11 protein-coding genes are annotated in these 18,448 nt (G+C 46.4%); 7 read left to right on the forward strand and 4 right to left on the reverse strand.

Annotated elements, in window-relative coordinates; translation table 11 throughout:
* Nucleotides 1-73: 73 nt before the first annotated feature.
* The 3 genes from AEA42_RS21250 (at nucleotide 74) to AEA42_RS21260 (ending at nucleotide 4,898) form a co-directional block, all read left to right on the forward strand.
* Nucleotides 74-2,557, forward strand: coding sequence for a VolA/Pla-1 family phospholipase (locus AEA42_RS21250; protein WP_055648775.1), 2,484 nt, complete (start codon nucleotides 74-76; stop codon nucleotides 2,555-2,557).
* Between the two features lie 111 nt (nucleotides 2,558-2,668).
* Nucleotides 2,669-3,685: a protease SohB gene (gene sohB, locus AEA42_RS21255; protein WP_037428596.1), complete on the forward strand. Its 1,017-nt coding sequence runs from the start codon at nucleotides 2,669-2,671 to the stop codon at nucleotides 3,683-3,685.
* 193 nt (nucleotides 3,686-3,878) lie between these two features.
* Nucleotides 3,879-4,898 carry an AraC family transcriptional regulator gene (locus AEA42_RS21260; RefSeq protein WP_055648776.1) on the forward strand — a complete coding sequence of 340 codons (1,020 nt, stop codon included), beginning with the start codon at nucleotides 3,879-3,881 and terminating at the stop codon, nucleotides 4,896-4,898.
* A 443-nt stretch (nucleotides 4,899-5,341) separates the two neighbouring features.
* Here AEA42_RS21260 and AEA42_RS21265 read toward each other — a convergent pair whose 3' ends face one another.
* Nucleotides 5,342-6,523, reverse strand: coding sequence for an SO2930 family diheme c-type cytochrome (locus tag AEA42_RS21265; protein ID WP_037428591.1), 1,182 nt, complete (start codon nucleotides 6,521-6,523; stop codon nucleotides 5,342-5,344).
* Between the two features lie 137 nt (nucleotides 6,524-6,660).
* Nucleotides 6,661-9,378: an SO2930 family diheme c-type cytochrome gene (locus tag AEA42_RS21270; protein WP_082389688.1), complete on the reverse strand. Its 2,718-nt coding sequence runs from the start codon at nucleotides 9,376-9,378 to the stop codon at nucleotides 6,661-6,663.
* A gap of 396 nt (nucleotides 9,379-9,774) precedes the next feature.
* Between AEA42_RS21270 and mprF the strand changes: the two genes are divergently transcribed.
* Together mprF and AEA42_RS21280 are read left to right on the forward strand one after the other, a co-directional pair.
* Entirely contained in the window at nucleotides 9,775-12,327 is a 2,553-nt protein-coding gene (gene mprF, locus AEA42_RS21275) for a bifunctional lysylphosphatidylglycerol flippase/synthetase MprF (protein ID WP_055648777.1), read from the forward strand.
* 7 nt (nucleotides 12,328-12,334) lie between these two features.
* On the forward strand, nucleotides 12,335-13,066 hold the full coding sequence (locus AEA42_RS21280) for an AcvB/VirJ family lysyl-phosphatidylglycerol hydrolase (protein WP_037428586.1): 732 nt from the start codon (nucleotides 12,335-12,337) through the stop codon (nucleotides 13,064-13,066).
* A 100-nt stretch (nucleotides 13,067-13,166) separates the two neighbouring features.
* On the opposite strand, the gene AEA42_RS21285 is transcribed toward AEA42_RS21280, so the two are convergent.
* Nucleotides 13,167-14,234 (reverse strand): DUF3083 family protein, encoded by a 1,068-nt coding sequence (locus tag AEA42_RS21285; protein WP_037428585.1) that lies wholly within the window; start codon nucleotides 14,232-14,234, stop codon nucleotides 13,167-13,169.
* A 144-nt stretch (nucleotides 14,235-14,378) separates the two neighbouring features.
* Nucleotides 14,379-14,978 (reverse strand): arylesterase, encoded by a 600-nt coding sequence (locus AEA42_RS21290; protein ID WP_037428584.1) that lies wholly within the window; start codon nucleotides 14,976-14,978, stop codon nucleotides 14,379-14,381.
* Nucleotides 14,979-15,030: 52 nt separating this feature from the next.
* Between AEA42_RS21290 and AEA42_RS21295 the strand changes: the two genes are divergently transcribed.
* Together AEA42_RS21295 and AEA42_RS21300 are read left to right on the forward strand one after the other, a co-directional pair.
* Nucleotides 15,031-15,780, forward strand: a complete 750-nt coding sequence (locus AEA42_RS21295) for an ABC transporter ATP-binding protein (RefSeq protein ID WP_037428583.1) — start codon at nucleotides 15,031-15,033, stop codon at nucleotides 15,778-15,780.
* 3 nt (nucleotides 15,781-15,783) lie between these two features.
* Complete coding sequence (locus AEA42_RS21300; protein ID WP_055648778.1) at nucleotides 15,784-18,285, forward strand: FtsX-like permease family protein; 2,502 nt, start codon at nucleotides 15,784-15,786, stop codon at nucleotides 18,283-18,285.
* Nucleotides 18,286-18,448 lie beyond the last annotated feature (163 nt).

Consider the following 18,448-nt stretch of genomic DNA (forward strand, 5'->3'; position numbering starts at 1 on the left):
CATAGATTTTGCGCTATTGTGACTAATTTCTTGGGGAAAACAAAACTATTACAACAAGATTTGGGGAAAAAAAATGAAAAGACTCATTTTGTGTGTTGCGATTGCATCAGCACTGGGCCTCACAGGATGTGGCGAGGACAGTTATAACGAACTCAAGGATAAGACGGAGCCGCTCATCCCTGAATCCCGTATGGTATTCGACCCTGCTAACTCTAAAGTTCCTTTGCCAAATGACCTCCTGTTCAGCGGCACTAAGGATGGTACTTTATCTATACCGGGTGAAAGTTCTGGTAATTATACCGATCCTCAGATTGCACTCGGTGCATTAGATGGATGGTCAACTACGTCGCCCATTTCAATTGATATCGATTTAGCAAAAGATCATGATGGCACCCAGCTCACCCTGATGGCGGCATCTGTTGCCCAGCCTGGCGCGGTAAGAATGTTTGAGGCTACCGTGGGGGGCGCTTTGTCCTCTGATCCTGAGTGTAAAGCCAAACCGTCAGTATCAGCTTGTAAAGTAGGGGCTGAATTACAATTTGGTGTGGACTTTGTTTCTACTGCCTCAGGCAATAAAGTCGTCATTATTCCACTAGAACCGCTTAAAGCGGGTCAGTCTTATATTTATGCGACCACTAAGTTAATTCAGGATTCAGAGGGACGCGGCATTGCCCCTTCAACAACCTATGGTACGTTGAAGATGGATATCAATACGCTGCCTCTAGAAACGCCAGATCAACTGATGTTGCAAACCTTAATCAATAGTTATGAGAAGGGGATAGCAGCTGCACATAATGTTGATACTTCAACCATTACCTACTCTGGCTTGTTCACTACTCAATCAGTCGCAAATGTTTATGAAACCACAAAACTGTTGATGGCAAGAGGCGCTCCCTATGCACCTAGTTTTGCACAAATGCCTACTCCTACTGGGTTAACTGTGGCTCAGGCTGCGGGATTAAAACCAGCAGATGGTATGGCTTACGTGGTTTCAAATTTAGCGGATGTCTATACTGCAAAAATTAAATTGCCAATTTACGGTGATTGTTCTTCTGTCAGTTGTTTATCTGCAGAAGGTAAACCACTAATAAATGGGAGTTGGAAAGCCCAAGGCGATAGCCCCGTTTCTGTGCTATTAGCGCTGCAAGCGGGCACCTTAAGTCAAACAAACTTTGGTATGCAGGCTGTCGCTAATGGTATTGCTAACCCTGCTGATGCATTAGCTAATCCTTCGCTAATGGCAGGTAAAACCTGGCTATTAGACGATGGTACTGCGGTTGATAAAACCAAACATTTGACCAAATTTAACCCAATCCCTGCGATTAAAGGTTATGAAACGGTACCTGTACTGATTTCTATGCCTAATGCCACTAAACTCGCGGCCTTCTATCAGCAGCAAGGCTTAACCTTTACACCACCAACATCAGGCTGGCCAACCACGATTGCGCTGCATGGTTTAGGTGGCGGTAAGGAAATGTCTTTAGCTTATGCGGGTTCTTATGCGGCCATGGGCGTGGCAACGGTAGCTATCGATATGCCTTTACATGGTGCTCGTTCATTTGATGCCAATGGGGATGGTATTTACGAAGTTTCGGCAACCGATCCCTCTTTTGGCAATGTGATTGGTACTCCGGATGCCTTTAAAAATGGTAACCCGTTAGTCTTTGTCAATATCTCAAGCACACTTTCTGTGCGAGATAACTTCCGTCAGGCAACCATGGATCACCTTGGCGTGCGTTTAGCCTTAACTGGCTTCGCACAAGGGCTTGCGCAGGCTAATCAACCACAAGTATTTGATGTCTCTAAGATCAGTGCGCAGGGGTTAAGTTTAGGTGCGATTGTGGGAACCGATTTTGCTACCTATGCCAGCACGGGGATGAGAAATCCAACCACGGGTGAAGCCTTACCTAACCCTTATGTGATTAATGCGGCTTCTTTGGTTGCTCCTGCTGGTGGTTTAGCAGGCGCTTTTGCCGGTTCAGCCACCTTCGGTCCCGTACTGTTTAATAATGTCACTGCTTCGGCGACATTCAAAGCTTTAGTCGATAAGGCTAATACGGCAGGATATGAGCCAGGCAGCCCTGAATATGCGGCTTTAGTTCAGGCGGTTTACGCGCAATTTATTCCTACTTTTGCCTTTGCTGTGCAAACGGCGGTGGACTCAGCAGATCCGGTTAACCATGCTGGCATGTTAAAAGCAACAGGATTACCTGTGCACTTAATTGAAGTCGCCGGTGATGGTAATGGTAACTTAGCGGATCAAGTGTTACCTAATAGTGTCGATAACTTCCCATTATCAGGTACTGAACCGCTGATCTCTGCAATGGGTTTACCTTGCGTCGATGCTACGACGAAAGGGCTTGGTGTGGTGCGTTTTGCCAAGGGCCATCACAGTTCTATTGTTGACCCAAGCGAGAAGAGTTCTACAGATGGTATGGCAGCTGCGGCAACGGTAGAGATGCAGACTCAAGTAGCCACCTATGCATCGACTGCGGGTAAAGGTGAGGCCACTATTTACGTCACCGATCCAAGTGTGATCGCGACTTGTCCTAACTAATCCGAGTTAAATCCTAAAAACCCAGCCTTTGCTGGGTTTTTTTATGGCGCTTTAGGCTGTTAGAATAGCGCGCATTAAACCGGATCACCTTAGGTCCCAACGGAGAGTACTTTGGAATTTCTATACGAATATGGCATGTTTTTGGCCAAAGCTGTGACTATCGTTGTTGCGATTGTTGCTGTGATTATTGTCGTCCTCGCGTCCACTGTGAAGCACAAATCGGATAAAGGTGAACTGAGGATCACTAACCTTTCAGAAGAACTGGAAGAACTAAAGCACAGTTTGAAGGAGGAACTGCTGACGAAGAAGCAGTTTAAAGCCTACGAAAAACAGCTGAAAGCAGACGAAAAGGCGAAGGAAAAAGCGGCCGAAGAAGACCACAAAGGCAAGGTCTTTGTCATTGATTTTAAAGGCAGTATTGATGCCGCCGAAGTAGCATCTTTGCGGGAAGAAATCAGCGCAATTTTAACCATCGCCGAAAAGGGTGATGAAGTTATTGTCAAGGTCGAAAGTGGCGGTGGCATGGTGCATGGTTATGGATTGGCATCGAGCCAGCTCGATCGTCTGCGTCAGGCCGAGATCCCATTAACGATTTGCGTGGATAAAGTTGCCGCCAGCGGTGGTTATATGATGGCCTGTGTCGCCAATAAAATATATGCCGCGCCATTCGCCATCGTGGGTTCTATCGGGGTAGTTGCTCAGTTGCCTAACTTCAACCGTTTGCTGAAAAAGCACGAAATTGATTATGAGCAACACACAGCCGGTGACTTTAAGCGCACCTTAACCGTCTTTGGCGAAAATACTGACGAGGGCAGACAGAAGTTCCAACAGGAGCTCGAAGAAACCCATGAGCTGTTTAAAGCTTTTGTAACCAAATATCGTCCTCAGCTCGATTTGGCAAAGGTGGCAACTGGTGAACATTGGTACGGTCAACAGGCGATTGAATTAGGCCTTATCGATGCGATTTCAACCAGTGATGATGTGTTAATGCAGTTAGCGGGCGAACGTACCGTGTATAAGCTGCGTTATCAGGTGCGCAAGAAACTAGCCGATAAAATCGCCCATGGTGCGTCCCTGTCGGTAAATGCGATTTTTAATCGATTAGTTGAGAAAAATCGTCCCATGTAAGCCGACGCATTGACTTAATACAGATGAAAACGCCTGCGAATATGCAGGCGTTTTTGTTTTGTTTGGGCGCGAAATGAAATAATACATTTTTTTAACATTAAGTTTGGTTTAAGACTATTCAAAATAAGCGAGATCTTATACAACTAATCACCTAGGGAATTAAAAGCTGAACAAATCACATTAAGGATATTCCATGTTACAGCGCGTCGATTACAAGACGAACCTGATGGTAGGCGATCAAACCTATCCCGCATTTGAGCTGCGTAATATTCTCGACTTTATTGCCTCACAGTTAGGCGAAAAAGCCTTACAGCAAGTCTGTGGTCATATTGGTGTTGGCCGGACTGAGCTTAATCATTGCCAGTTTGTCTTTGTCTGGCAGGTGGAATATGCGATGGAGTTTTTACGCTTACAGGGTGGAGATCCCGATATTGGTACTAAATTAGGGCTGAGTTATCGGGTGAGTAGCTTAGATGTATTGTTGCCCCATCTTGCTCAACTTAGCTCATTGCAGGCCTGCTTACAGTTTGTGATTAATCACCCGAGTTTAGTTGGTAGTTTTACTGATTCTTTGGTACGTCTAACAGATGACAGTGTTTGCATTCGTTGGCTTAATACGGGTCGTATTGATAAAGCACAATACGGATTTCAGTTTTTACACAGTATTGGGTCACTATTGGGGCTCGCCAGAGAGCTGACTGGGGAGGCGATAACGCTAAGTCAAATTAATTTGGTTGGGTCAGGTCGAGACTGCCATTTTTTAGAGGAGGCAACGGGTGCGAAAGTGCAGTTTAATTGCGAATATTACGAATGGAGTATTTCCCTTGATTATCTTGCTCTTGCAATAAACTATCCTTTCCCTAAATTTGCAGAGATAACGCCTTCAGCTTTTACCACCTCCTTTATCGAAACCGTATTGATAGCGATCCGCGCACATTTTCCCCATGTACTTCATTTAGATGAAATGGCGGCGCAGCTGCATATGAGCGACCGCAGTTTTCGGCGTAAACTTGCTCAGCTGGGATCGAGTTATCAGCGTCTCGTTGATCAGGTGCGCTGCCAACGGGCGGTCGAGTTGATTTTAGCCAACAAGCTAGATATTGAGGCGATTGCCGAGACCTTAGGTTACAGCGATGTGAGCCATTTCCGTCAATCCTTTAAGCATTGGATTGGCCACCCGCCAGGGTATTTTAGTCGGCTTAACTGCGGCTAAAGGATAGTGAACTAGCTTAATTGGTTAAAAACGGACGCGATACTTTAAGGGAAACGGCGCTATCCTATATTCAATTTCATCCTTGTTTATCCCATTTATTTTTGTTTAACGTCACTCCATTGCTATGCAATGTGAGTGACATTAGGGCGTGTTGACGTTTCGAGATTAGATTTTGTTCGTTCAGGAAAGCACGTGCTCGCGAAACGAGGAATGATGTGTAGTTATTCTACTCAAATGACGAGCGGCTCTTATGACAGAAAGTAAGAGCAAGGGCTTGCCAGACGAACCCTTCGGGCAGCATTTGGCTGGCTTTTCTGCCGCGTTATCGTCCGTTTATGTAGAATAACTACACTGCACGGACTTTGCCTTGCATAAAAGCCAGCCACATTGCTGCAAAAATAACCCTGAAACGTCAACACGCCCTAGTACTACTCAGCACTTTCCTAAATACAATTCCCTAAACTCGGTGCCAGTGAATCTATCCATTGACGAATTAATTCAACGCCTTCTTGGTGCTCAAGATTGCGACCGATAGGCGGCATGCGATCTTTCGGTTCAGAGAGCGTTTGGCGATACAGCAAAATTGAATGTTCAGCATTGCCGGGGACAATATCGTAATCAAGTCCTTTCGCACCGCCATCCCATCCCGGAGGCTGCTTGCAGATCCCATATTGATAACTGGTGTGATCGATATAAAAACCGAGGCGTAATCCAGAGATACTGGCAAAGCCTTTAGCGCTATGGCAGTGGGCGCAGTTTACATCTAAATAGCCCTTAGCGCGGGCGGTTAAATCGGCTTGATGGTTGTCAATTGCATAGGTTTTGGCCACTTGGCTTAACTCGGGTAACTGCTCAAGCTTGCCTTGTTTGGCCCACAGGCTGAGTTGATTGACGCTTTGTCCTTGGTCGACTATGTCGCGATTCAATAAGTGGGCTTTAAGGCCAATCGGAATGATTTGGCTGCTGTTATCTTGGTTGGTTTGGTGACAAATTTTGCACTCGGCGCGGCTCGGTATGTTGTAATCGAAGCTTTGACTTTGGCCTTGGTTAATCAGGGTATGATGCACGCTTGCACCTGCGGTAAGCAGCTTTGCCTCACCTTGTTGCCATTGATAAACCAGACTCGTCCAACCTTGGGGGCGTTTTATCAATAGCCGCGTTTCGATTAGCGTTTCGTTGGCTATGCCTGTGATAGCCGTATCCTGTGGAAGAGCAAAGGTTTTAACCAGCACGGCGCCAGTTGGAAACTCAAATGCCTCCTGCGCTTGGTACTGTATGCTGCTGCCCGCGGGTAAATAGATAAAGCGGTATTTGCTGGCATAGTTAGAAAACAGCTGCGTAGCGAGCTGATAGCTAAACCCCGGAGCTTGTGGTTGTATGGTTGGGTTTGTCGGGTCGATAAAGAGACCATATTGACTTAACACTGGGCAGTCTTCTGCCATCAAGGCGGGCCAGTTAACTTGCCCTGAAGTATTAACACAAAGGCTAGTTGGTATCGTTGGATTGGTTGGGGTCGTGGGCGGCGGTGTTTGGCCGCTATCGCTGCTTTGGCTGTCACTACCGCCGCAGGCTGTGAGCAGCACAGTGATAATCAACACCAACGAAAGTGTTTGGCGATTTTTCATGGATTATCAGCTCGTTAAGATGTCATTAGAAAATAAGAAGGCCTCGAGTTGGCCTTCAATGTCAGGGGTCGCTCTGTCTTGAAGTGGTAAGCAAGTGGGTGATTGCAAGCATGCTTTCACCCACTGTTACGTTAACGCTAGCGTGAGCAGCTTGCTGCGGGTAGACGTTTAATCCATTCGCTGATCAACGCTACGCCTTCATCATGGGCTAAGCTTCGGCCAATTTCAGGCATACGATCGCCCGGAGTCGTGCTTTGCATTCTAAAGTGCAGGATGGACTCAGCGGCATTGCCTGGGACTATATCGAAACCTAAGTTTCCACCGCCATAGGCAACCGGTGATTTACAGGTGCCATGGGAGAAACCTGCATCATCGCTGTAGCCACGCCAGTACTCGAGTTTTAGGCCAGTATTAGAGGCGTTGCCCTCGGGTCTATGGCAATGGGCGCAGTTGATGTCGAGATAACCCTTAGCCGTTTGCATTAATGCGGTATCGCTTAAGCTTGCGACGGTCGCTTCGTCACCATCGTGGTAGGCGGGCACTTGTGGCACTTGGCTTAGGTTGGGCAATCCTTGCAAAATACCAAGGCTTTCCCATTTCAGCAGTTGGTTCATACTGCCATCTTGATAGCTGAAATTGCGGTTCAAATGGCGCGCCTTAGGACCAATAGGCACAAACACGGCGTTGCTATTGTTATCAGCTTTAAACTGGTGACACTGCTTACATTGGTTCATGCTCGGGACCATGTAGTTAAAGGTCAGACTTTCCCCTTTATGGCTCAACGTTTGACTGCTAATCGCTCCCGCTTTCGCCAACGTGGCATCGGTTTTATCTGCATTCCACACATAGGGCAGTGCGCTCCAGCCCGTTGGACGATGGATGAGTAAGCGGGTTTCAATCAAGCTCTCGTTGCTAATACCGCGCTTACTGGTATCGCTTGGCAAGGCAAAGGATTTGACGATAACGCTCCCCACAGGGAAATCAAACGCTTCTTTTTCGGAGTAACTGGCTTTTTGTCCCGCAGGTAAATACACAAAGCGATATTTACTGGCGTAGTCAGTAAAGAGCTGCGTGTTGAGATCGTAAGGGACACCACCCGAATTCGGGCCTGTGGTGGGGTTTTTGGCATCGCTAAACAGGTTGTAATCCGACAGTTTAGGACAGTTTGCTTTCAGCAGTGCATCCCAACTAACATTTGAGCCAGTCGCTTTACACAGACTTTGATCGCCATCGCCTACTAGACCGCCTTCGCCTTCACCGATAGTACCACCGCCACCGACCAATACGCCGCCATCACAACCTGCGGTATTATCGTCAACCCCGCAGCCAAATACTTGGCCTGCAAAGGTGACGGTATGCACAGGCAGACTCACTTGAGTACATTTCAGTAGGGCGTTTTGGGTCTTTTCATATTGCACATCGGCGATGCTGATATCCGTATTGCTGTTGGCATAGAGCCGGCCATAGGATACGTTGCCGTTATCACTGGCGCAGACGTTATCGCTACCGTCAGTGGCAAAGGGCGTCTCTTTCAAACCGAGGTAAGCGGCGGTGCCGTTATTAGCAAGCATTTCCCCTAAGCCGTCGTAGAGTACGCCGGGTAACGTGCCATGATTTATGATATAGGCTCGAATAATATCTTGAATTAAATAACCTTTTGGCTTGCTACCATAATCGGTAATTACGTTGTCGTGTAAATAAATATTACGTGGTACAGGACGCCAACCATCCTCAATCGCTTGACCAGGTTGACCATAGTTGCCGACAAAGGAGGTCATATCGGGTTCTGCAATAAAAAAGCTACTCACAGTCACTCCTAGGGTGTCGTGACGGGTAATTTGGTTATTGAAAATTTCCACATCTGCGGTGGATAAAATGATCACTCCAGTGCCTGGCGGCACAATATGCACACCTGCGGGGTTAGCAGAAGCATTGGCGAAGTTCGGCGTGTTGTTGTCATACACTTTGTTGTTGAAAATCCGCACGCTAGAGCCGTATCTGTGGTTATTGATCGGCAAGTCGAACACTAAAATCCCACCCGTATTACCCATCGCTTCATTGTTATACACGTCGGCATATTTGGAGTTTTCGATTTCAATCCCCGCCACGTTTTCTTTGGCGATATTGCGACGCACCACAATATATTGGGACTGCCCAACATAAATCCCCGCATCGGCACTGCCGCGAACATAACTGTCTTCAATCAGAATGTTTTCACATTCAACCGGATACAAACCATAGGCACCATTATCTTTATCGAGTTCGCCTTCCCATACTGCACCAACGCGGCGCAGGATAATGCCGTTAGTGTTTTTAAGTTTGATACCATTGTTTTTTGCCTCATTAACCGACAGATCTTGAATGGTAATGTTGAGAGCGTTTTGGACGAAAATCCCATCTCCCGAGTTAGCTTGGGCGAAATTAAGGATAGTGTCCTTCATCCCGTAGCCCATGATAGTGACGTTTTTGGCATAACTGCCATCCCCATCTACATCGCCATCGAATAGCAAAGTTGAGTCGATATTAAAGGTTCCTTTAGGAAGCACGATCACTGCACCACTTTGCGCGTTAATTAAGGCTTCTTGAATACGCATCGTGAGGTTATCGCCAGCGGGGATTTTGATTGCACCTTCGGGAAAGGTGGGTCCAGTTTCAGGTGGCTGCACCACGGGTGGCGTTACCACTGGTGCGGGATCATCGTCAGAAAAACAACCTGTTAGATTGAATGCCATTAATAGAGCTATGCCTGTAGGCATTAGCCAACTCGCCTTACGATTGGGGTTGCTCGGCAAAAAATGACGCTGTTTGGCTGTCGATTCTTTGCCTGAGAGTGAGTGGATTGTTTTGTTGAACATAGGTGCTCCTGCTTTTGTTATAATTTCGTTAACAGGATGCGCTCGGAGCTGAAAAAGGCAATGTGAAATATGGCCAAAATCATGCTGTGTACAGTGAAGGATAGGACATGCAACCTATTCATTTTTTTAGAATGGTTAAGCCAAAAAAGCTGACCACTTAATGGCTGTTTTAAACTATTCGGGTGATATTTAAGCCAGATTAGAACAAAGTGTTTACAAGATGAATAAAACATCATGAAGCGAATGATTAATTAGATTGCCTCTCCAAAATCACTATGTTAAAAATCGTTCGATTAAATAGGATTGAATAATAAAATAAAGTTAATTTTATTTTAATGTCCTATCAATGCTTATTGTTGATTTTATTTGCAGATTAAACAGCGCTTGGAGAGTAAAATGGGTAGGCGGATCCGTGTGATTATTAGTTTGATAATATTCACAGTCTCGTTGTTTCTGCTATATAACTTAGAGCAGGATTATCAGTTAAATGATATTTTTTTAGAGATTAAACAATTTGCACCATCAAAAATTTTATTAGCGGTTTTATTGACGTTGGTCAGTTATCTACTATTAACATTATATGATTATCTTGCCATTAGAGAACTAAAATCGCCCTTAAGTTATCAACAGGTAGCTCCTGTTTCATTCCTGGCATTTACCTTCTCTAATACGATAGGTTTTTCATTATTGACCGGCACTTCTATACGCTACAAATTTTATTCTGAATTAGGTTTGAGTGGCAATAATATTACCCAGGTTGTACTCGCTTGCTCAGTGACATTTTTCCTTGGACTTTTCTTTATCTGCGGACTTGCTCTGATTAATTTTCCTGCAGAGCAACTTTCCGACTTACCGTTGCCAACTTGGTTTTTCTCTCTTAATCGAGTGATTGGTATCTTGATGTTGCTGGGTGTCATTAGCTATTTTGTATTTAGCCTGATGTGGAAAAGGTCTATTCAATTTCGTGGGTTCGAATTGGCACCACCGATTTTTTCCTTATCTCTAAAGCAGTTTCTAGTATCGAGTATTGATTGGATCGTTGTGGGGACATTATTTTACTCTCTACTACCTGAGGTGGATGGATTAAGTTATTTACAGGTCCTTAGCATCTTTTTTGTAGCCAATGCAATCGGGGTGCTTGCCCATGTGCCTGGAGGGATTGGCGTATTTGAAACGGTAGTTACTGTTACCTTATCGCAATATTTACCTGCCGAACAAATTTTAAGTTCAGTGATTATTTATCGATTAATGTATTACATAGTGCCATTTATTTTAGCGCTGATGTATTTTGTGGCAACCTTAGTATTAACTAATAAGGATAAGTTTTCTAAGTTAAATGTTAATTTACAGATTGTCAGGCAATTATTGCCACCATTATTAAGCATTAGTGTTTTTGGCGTTGGCTTAGTGTTGTTGCTATCGGTTGTTAACCCTTCCATTATTCATAAATATCATTGGCTAGGTGAGATAGTGCCGCTACCAATTGTGGAACTATCAAGTTTGATATTGAGTGCGAGTGCTATTTTACTCTTGCTATTATCCCACGGTCTATTTAAACGTTATCAAAAAGCGTTTGAGTTAACGCAAAAACTCTTATTGGTAGCCATGGTGTTTATTGTACTAAAGGGCGCTCAGTGGCAGATATCCCTCGCACTTGGTCTTATTTATTTATTAATGCTGCCCTGCGAGCAGATTTTTTATCGCCAAGGTTCTATTGTGGGAATTAAATATTCTTTTGGTTGGGCCTTATCGCTGGCGGCGGCATTATTTTTGATGATGTGGGTGCTATTTTTTGCCTATCAGGATGTGGATTACGATCATTCACTTTGGTTTACTTTTTCTCAAGATAGCCATGTGTCCCGTGCATTGCGGGGTGGGGCGGTTGCCCTAGTGATCTTGTTGATTTTTGCCTTTCGCTACGTGTTAGCGATGAGAAGACCGCAAACCCGTCTATTGGATGAGCATACTTTAAGCTGCGCTATGGATATCGTCGCTAACGCCCCAAGTAGCCACGGATTTCTTGCTTTAGTTCAAGATAAGTCATTGTTATTTAATGAAGATAACGATGCATTTTTAATGTATGCCCGCGCAGGACATTGCTGGGTTGTGATGGGCGATCCGATTGGAAATCCAGATAAATTTGATGATTTACTCTGGCAGTTTAGGGAGTTATGCGATGCTTACGATGGTTGGCCAGTATTTTATCAAGTCACGCAAAGGTATTTACCCCACTTTTTAGAACAAGGGTTGAGCCTATATAAACTCGGCGAGGAGGCCATAGTGCCCTTAGCGGAATTTGATTTACAGTCGAGTAAGTATCGTAGCTTGCGTCAAAGTCATGCGAAGGCTTTAAGGGAAGGGTTACGGTTTAAAATTATCGAGGCCAGTGAAGTGAAGGCCCTATTGCCAACGTTAGAGGTTATTTCTTCGAGCTGGCTTAAGGCGAAGCAAGGTCGAGAAAAGGGATTTTCAGTTGGGTATTTTTCTGCTGCTTACCTGTGCGCCACGCCGATGGCCTTAGTGTATTTAAACGACGAGCTTGTAGCTTTTTCCAATGTGTGGGCCAGTGCGGCCAAAATAGAGTTTTCGGTTGATTTGATGCGCTATGAGCCTAGTTTATCGGGCAGTAATATTATGGATTTTTTGTTTACAGAACTCTTGCTATGGGGCAAACAGCAAGGATATCAGCAGTTCAATCTTGGCATGGCGCCCATGTCTGGATTGACTGATAGAGCCTTGGTGCCATTTTGGACTAAGCTTGCCAAAACGGTTTATAAGAAGGGAAATAAATTTTACAACTTTCAGGGGCTTAGAAGGTATAAGGATAAGTTTAATCCCAGGTGGGAGGCTAAGTATTTGATTTGTTATGGTGGGCTCTCTTTACCTGTAGTGGTGGGCAGTCTGGTGACCTTAACGAGTCGTGGTACAACTGGCGTATTTAAAAAGTAGGTGCGAGATGACGAAATCCTTAATCAAGCTACTGAGCGTTTTACTTTTATGTTTCACTGCTAACGTCTTTGCTGATGAGTTTGCCGATAATTTGGGGCTGACCCTATTGCCTGTCGAATCATCAACTCAGGTAAAAGCTGCGTCATCCCATGCCAAACCACCGTTGGTGATTTTTTTGAGTGGTGACGGTGGCTGGGCAACGCTTGATAAAGCCGTAGGGGGCATTTTGCAACAGCAGGGCTGGCCTGTCGTCGGCTGGAGCTCGCTGAAATATTATTGGAAACAAAAAGATCCTAAAGAGGTCACCCAAGATACCTTAGCGATTATTGATAAGTACCAGGCGGAATTTGGCACGCAAAAAGTGATTTTGATTGGTTATTCCTTCGGGGCCGAAGTGATTCCCTTTGTGTTAAATGATATGCCCGCTCAATATCGGCAGAATGTCTTGGGCGCTGTGCTGCTTTCTCCTTCACAATCCTCGGATTTTGAAATCCATGTGAGTGAGATTGTCACCTCGGATAACCAATCGGCTCGTTACTTAACCTTACCCGAAGTCAACAAACAAACCACTGTGCCTATGCTTTGTCTCTATGGTAAAGAGGACGATGCGCCGCTGCATTTATGCCCAGAGGTCAAGCAGCCCAATGTCACTGTGATGGAGTTAAGCGGTGGCCACAGTTTTGATGACGATTACGATAAAGTGGTCAAGTTGATAAAAGGTTGGCTGAAGACCAGTTAGGCGCTTTAGTGCTGGGCATCGTATGAGCCTAATGCTTTGCAATTATAGATAAAAAGGGCGCAGATGCGCCCTTTGTTTTAGGTCGTGCTACAGCGAATAACTAGAGTTGGTAGCTAATGTGTTGGTGGAAGCGCACCACGAGATCTTCACGCTCAGGATCTAGCCCAATCTCGGCGGCAAAGGTTTTCAATGCGGCTTCAACGTTATTCATAAAACGGCCATAGCCTGAGTCATCACAGTCCTTCGCACCCGCGACAATAGTAAAATGCGCGGCTTCGACTAAGTTATCAGCATCCCAGCGGCGAATTACTTGCTGCTCAGTTGCGTTCGGGTCAAAACCAATCATCTGCACTTCGGCCTTGCTGTCGAGTTTTTCAAACTTACTGTTACGCACTAAGGGAGTTAAGCCGTTGGCGATCATAGCCAAGCGCGTTAATTGCTTATTGGTAGCCGCCTTGATGAAATTATCCTCAAGGTGTTGATATAACGGGCTAAAGTCAGTTGCTGACTCTGGTAGTAAACCTTGTTTGAGTTTGCGACTCAGCGGCAGGCTGACGGTGACATAGGTGAGTGAGCTGACATTTTCCGGCAGGTCACATTTTCTGGCTTTGTATCTTGGTGCAATGGCTCTGAGTTTATAGCCGTAGGTTTCTTTATTACCTTTTGATTTGGCGAATAAATCATAGGATAAATGCTGGTGGTCGCGGATCTTTACCTTAAGATCGTTAATCGGCAGCTTAGGCATTAATTCGTTTAATAGCTCCCGTACACGGGTATGGAAATTAGCTGAGTTGCTGCGGATTTCATCGCCAGTCGCTAAGAAAACAATACGCAGTTTGCGGGCGCGGTAGTTGTCCGCAGTGAACAGATTTTGTGCCTCGTGATAGGCGGGATTGTAAAAAAACAGAATTTGTTCAGCGGTTTGGAAACAATACGCTTCGGTATGGTAACGCACGACTGGCAGTTTATCGTTAGTGATCACATGGACGTTACGGAGATCGTGTTGTTCTGCCAAGTTAAAAATAATGCGGCTTAAGGTTTGATAACAGCTATGGTAATCGGGGTATTGCGCCAGTAATTCATCCGTGACTTTAATTTCGGCGGTGATGTACTGATTGGTACGAGCTTCCTTGGGTATGTACACTTTTTGCTGATGGCTAAGGGACATATTGACTCCTTGTTGGGTTAACCATTTGCTAACACGAATTTTACTGTTTATCTCAGGCGTTAATGTTGCGTTGGAGCATATTTTTATCGCTTAAATACAAGTTTACATCAGCAAGCTGTTTATTAGCTTAAAATTGCAGCGATTTTATTGAGTTAAGGCTTTTTCAATCCAAGGTTGCATCCAAGTGGCAATCTTCTCTTGGGCCTTTTCATTGGGATGAATACCGTCTCTTTGCATCAACTCTGGATGGGGAGCAACCTCCTGCATAAAGAAGGGGATAAGGTCAATATCCTCATCTTTTGCAATCTCTTGATACACTTGGGTGAACTTTTGGCTATAGCGAGGGCCATAGTTAGGCGGTACCATGATTTCGGTCAGTAGCACTTTAGCACCGCTATTTTTAGCTAGGGTAATGATTTGGGTTAGGTTATTTTTGAGTTGCGTCGGGGGGAATCCACGTAGACCATCGTTACCACCGAGTTCGACTACTACCAAATCGGGGGCAACGGAATCGAGCAGCGCAGGCAAACGACGCAAACCGCCCGCTGTCGTTTCACCGCTCACCGAACCGTTGGTAAATTCATGCTCGGGTAAGTTTTTTTGCAGCAGCGCCACCCAGCCTACTTGTTCCGACATGCCATAGCTGGCACCTAAGCTATCGCCGAGGATCAACACTTTCGCCGCCTGAACTGGCGTGGTTATAAATAGACTTAACAGGATGCAGGCGCTCAAGGCCTTTGCCATAGGCTTGCATCTTAGCAATTGACGCAAGAACGATTTGTATAAGAAGGATCCTATGTCTAACGTCGTTTCAAAAAATAGTGCCATTAATGTGGTTAACCTCGAAAAATCGGTGACTACTCAGGAAGGTTCGCTCACTATCCTCAAGGGCATTAACTTAGATGTCAAGCAGGGCGAAAGTGTTGCGATATTAGGACCCTCCGGCTCGGGTAAATCGACGCTACTTGGCTTACTCGCCGCGCTCGACACCCCAACGGCGGGGGAGATTTGGCTCGATGGCCAGGCCCTATCACCGCTCAATGAAGAACAGAAAGCCGCGCTGCGTAAGCAAAAAGTGAGCTTTATTTTTCAATCTTTTATGTTAGTTGATACCTTAACCGCCCTTGAAAATGTGATGCTACCGGCCGAGCTTGCCGGGGTTAAAAATGCCAAGGAGAAGGCCGAGGCCATGCTGGGGCGCGTGGGGTTATCCCACCGTTTGACTCATTTACCTAAACAGTTATCCGGCGGTGAGCAGCAAAGGGTTGCGATTGCGAGGGCCTTTATTTGTGAACCTAAAGTGCTATTTGCCGACGAGCCAACCGGCAATTTGGACAGTGTTAACGGCCATAAAATTGCCGATATGTTGTTTGAGCTGAACCAAGAGAGCCACACCACGCTCATCCTCGTCACCCATGACTTACAACTGGCGAAGCGTTGCCAAAGGCAACTGGTTATGGACAACGGCCACTTGCAGGAAGAGTTGAATTCGGCTCAATCGCACAATGTGAATAACAACCTTGAATTAAGCGCCAAGGAGGCCTAACCCATGGAGCTTAATTTGGCATGGCGCCTGTTTAAGCGCGAGTTGCAACAGGGGCAGTTGTTATTGATTATCCTCGCCATTACCTTGGCGGTACTGTCGGTTAGCGGTCTTGCGCGGGTCAGTGAGCGTTTGCAAGTTGCTATCAACGGACAAGCGACTCAGTTTATCGCCGCCGATCGTATTATCGACTCTCCCGTTCAAATTGACGCCAGCATTCTGGCCAAGGCCGAGGAGCTTGGCCTTAAGCATGTCACCAATATGCAATTTAATTCCATGGTGTATGCGGGGGATAAGTTTCAGTTAGTTACAGTGCGTGCGGTTGAGTCCGGTTATCCACTTAAGGGATACATCGAACTTAAAGCGGCCAATGGCCAAGATGTAAAAGCCCAAGACTTGCCCCACGCCGATGAGGTGTGGTTCGAGAGTCGCTTAGGGGGACTCTTGGGATACCCGCAAACACTGGAATTAGGCAACAGTGAGTTTCGTTTAAGTCAAGAAATCAGCCGCTTACCCGATGCGGGCTTTAATCCGTTCGCTTCTTCCCCCGTGGTGTTAATGCGGATTGAAGATGTCGCCAAGACTGGGGTTATCCAACCCGGCAGCCGAGTGACGTATCTGTATCAATTTGCCGGTGAAGAAAGCGCCTTAAGCGCCTTTGAAAATAGCGTTAAACCGCTGCTGAATAATTCCCAGCGCTGGGTCGATGTGCAGTCTGGCGACTCACCGATAGCGGGCGCGGTGAAGCGGGCGGAGCGTTTTTTACTGCTGGCAAGCTTGCTCGGTATTGCCCTTGCTTGCGCCGCGATAGGGATTGCCGCCCAGCGTTACTGCCAACGTCATTATGATGTGGTGGCTATGCTTAAAACCTTTGGTGCCTCATCAACTCAAATTCGTCGACTATTCGGCATCCATTTACTACTAGTGACGCTGTTTGGCATTGTGCTGGGGTTAATCGGCGGGGCACTGCTGGATTTAGGCATTAATCAACTGTTACCCCCTGAAATCGCTGCCTATTCGCCGCCGTTGACGCGGCCGCTACTGCTTGGGATCAGCACTGGGCTTATCAGCGCCTTTATGTTTTCGGCCTATCCTTTAATGCGTTTACTGGCGATTCCGCCACTGCGAGTCTTACAAAGGCAACTCGAAGGCTTGCAGCTCGGCATGTGGCTGCATTTACTCTTAAGTTTAGGGGCGATGGCCCTGTTGGGATATTTGTATTCCCAAAGCTGGGCGCTGACACTGACGGTAGTCGCGGCTGTGCTGCTACTCGGCGTATTGCTCAGTATTTTAGGTTTTGTGATGATCCGCCTTGGCCACAGTGTCGGCATGAAAACCACCAACCCATTGCAACTGGCACTTGCGGGGTTACGCCGCCGTGCGCGGCAAAATGCGGTGCAATTGGTGGGCTTTAGTGCGGCTTTGGTATTGTTACTGACGATTTTGGCGCTTAGACAGGATTTACTCAACGAGTGGCAAAAACAGCTGCCCGAGAATGCACATAACTATTTCTTGGTCAATATCGCCCCCGATGATGCTAAACCATTAAACGACTTTATGGCACAAAAGGGCATAGCAGCCACGGATATCTACCCCGTCATTCGTGGCCGGCTGACGCAAATTAATGGTGAGACCTTGATCTCTAATGAGCAGGCCGAGGCCGGAGAGAAGGGACGAGTAGGAATTTCCCGCGAGCTTAATCTCACTTGGCGCAATAGCTTGCCTGCCAACAACGAGTTGATTGAAGGGCATTTTAATCAAGCTGCTGATGAGGTGTCGGTGGAATCCGGTGTTGCCGATCGTTTAGGGCTAAAACTGGGTGATACGCTGACCTATATGATTGATAACCAAGAGCTAAGGGTTAAGGTCGCCAGTATTCGTGCCGTGCACTGGGAAACATTACAGCCAAACTTCTTTATGATCTTCACCCAAGAAGCGTTGGCGCCCTTTGCCTATACCTCGATGGCAAGCTTTTACCTCGACGACAAAAATGCGGATGTGCAAGGGAGTGGCGCACCAAAGAACACAGTGATCCTCGAACTTATTCAGCAGTTTCCTACGGTATCGATTATCGATGTTGGCGCCATGGTGGGGCAATTGCGGCAGATCATTGAGCAGGTGTCCCTGTCGCTGACGCTGGTTTTGGTCCTCGTCTTACTAGCGAGTTCCTTAGTGCTTATCGCCCAAACCGAGGCGGGAATGGCGACGCGCCAGCGTGAACTCGCGGTGCTGCGTACCTTTGGCGCCTCGGGCTGGTTACTGCGTAGTGCCACTGGGCTTGAATTTGCCTTACTGGGGGGCATTGCTGGTGTGCTTGCAGTGATAGTGGCGGAATTTGCGCTGTATCTGTTAAAGACCCAAGTGTTTGAGCTGAACGTGTATATGCACTGGCCCTGGTGGGGGATTGCCCCAGTCTGCGGCGCCTTATTGGTCGCGCTGCTGGGGGTATGGCGCTGCCGCCAATTACTCAATCAATCCTGCGCTGAATTATTAAAAGTGGGCACTTAAGATGAGGTCAGTTTGGAGCTGAGGCAAACGCTGTAACACCCCATTTGTAAAATGAAAAGCACTGGCATAAACCAGTGCTTTTTTTATTGGCGGTGAAATCGTTTCTATCATTGGATGACAACGATGATGACTTTACCGTTCATTTCATTACAAAGCCTTGTAG

Origin of the sequence: Shewanella sp. Sh95 (assembly GCF_001308045.1) — a bacterium.
GTDB classification, from domain to species: domain Bacteria; phylum Pseudomonadota; class Gammaproteobacteria; order Enterobacterales; family Shewanellaceae; genus Shewanella; species Shewanella xiamenensis.

Bases quoted from the DNA above. Each gene is read 5' to 3' on its own strand.
- AEA42_RS21280 (WP_037428586.1), top strand. From the start codon at position 12,335: ATGACGAAATCCTTAATCAAGCTACTGAGCGTTTTACTTTTATGTTTC.
- AEA42_RS21285 (WP_037428585.1), bottom strand. From the start codon at position 14,234: ATGTCCCTTAGCCATCAGCAAAAAGTGTACATACCCAAGGAAGCTCGT.
- mprF (WP_055648777.1), top strand. From the start codon at position 9,775: ATGGGTAGGCGGATCCGTGTGATTATTAGTTTGATAATATTCACAGTC.
- AEA42_RS21295 (WP_037428583.1), top strand. From the start codon at position 15,031: ATGTCTAACGTCGTTTCAAAAAATAGTGCCATTAATGTGGTTAACCTC.
- AEA42_RS21290 (WP_037428584.1), bottom strand. From the start codon at position 14,978: ATGGCAAAGGCCTTGAGCGCCTGCATCCTGTTAAGTCTATTTATAACC.
- AEA42_RS21260 (WP_055648776.1), top strand. From the start codon at position 3,879: ATGTTACAGCGCGTCGATTACAAGACGAACCTGATGGTAGGCGATCAA.
- AEA42_RS21250 (WP_055648775.1), top strand. From the start codon at position 74: ATGAAAAGACTCATTTTGTGTGTTGCGATTGCATCAGCACTGGGCCTC.
- AEA42_RS21265 (WP_037428591.1), bottom strand. From the start codon at position 6,523: ATGAAAAATCGCCAAACACTTTCGTTGGTGTTGATTATCACTGTGCTG.
- AEA42_RS21270 (WP_082389688.1), bottom strand. From the start codon at position 9,378: ATGTTCAACAAAACAATCCACTCACTCTCAGGCAAAGAATCGACAGCC.
- AEA42_RS21300 (WP_055648778.1), top strand. From the start codon at position 15,784: ATGGAGCTTAATTTGGCATGGCGCCTGTTTAAGCGCGAGTTGCAACAG.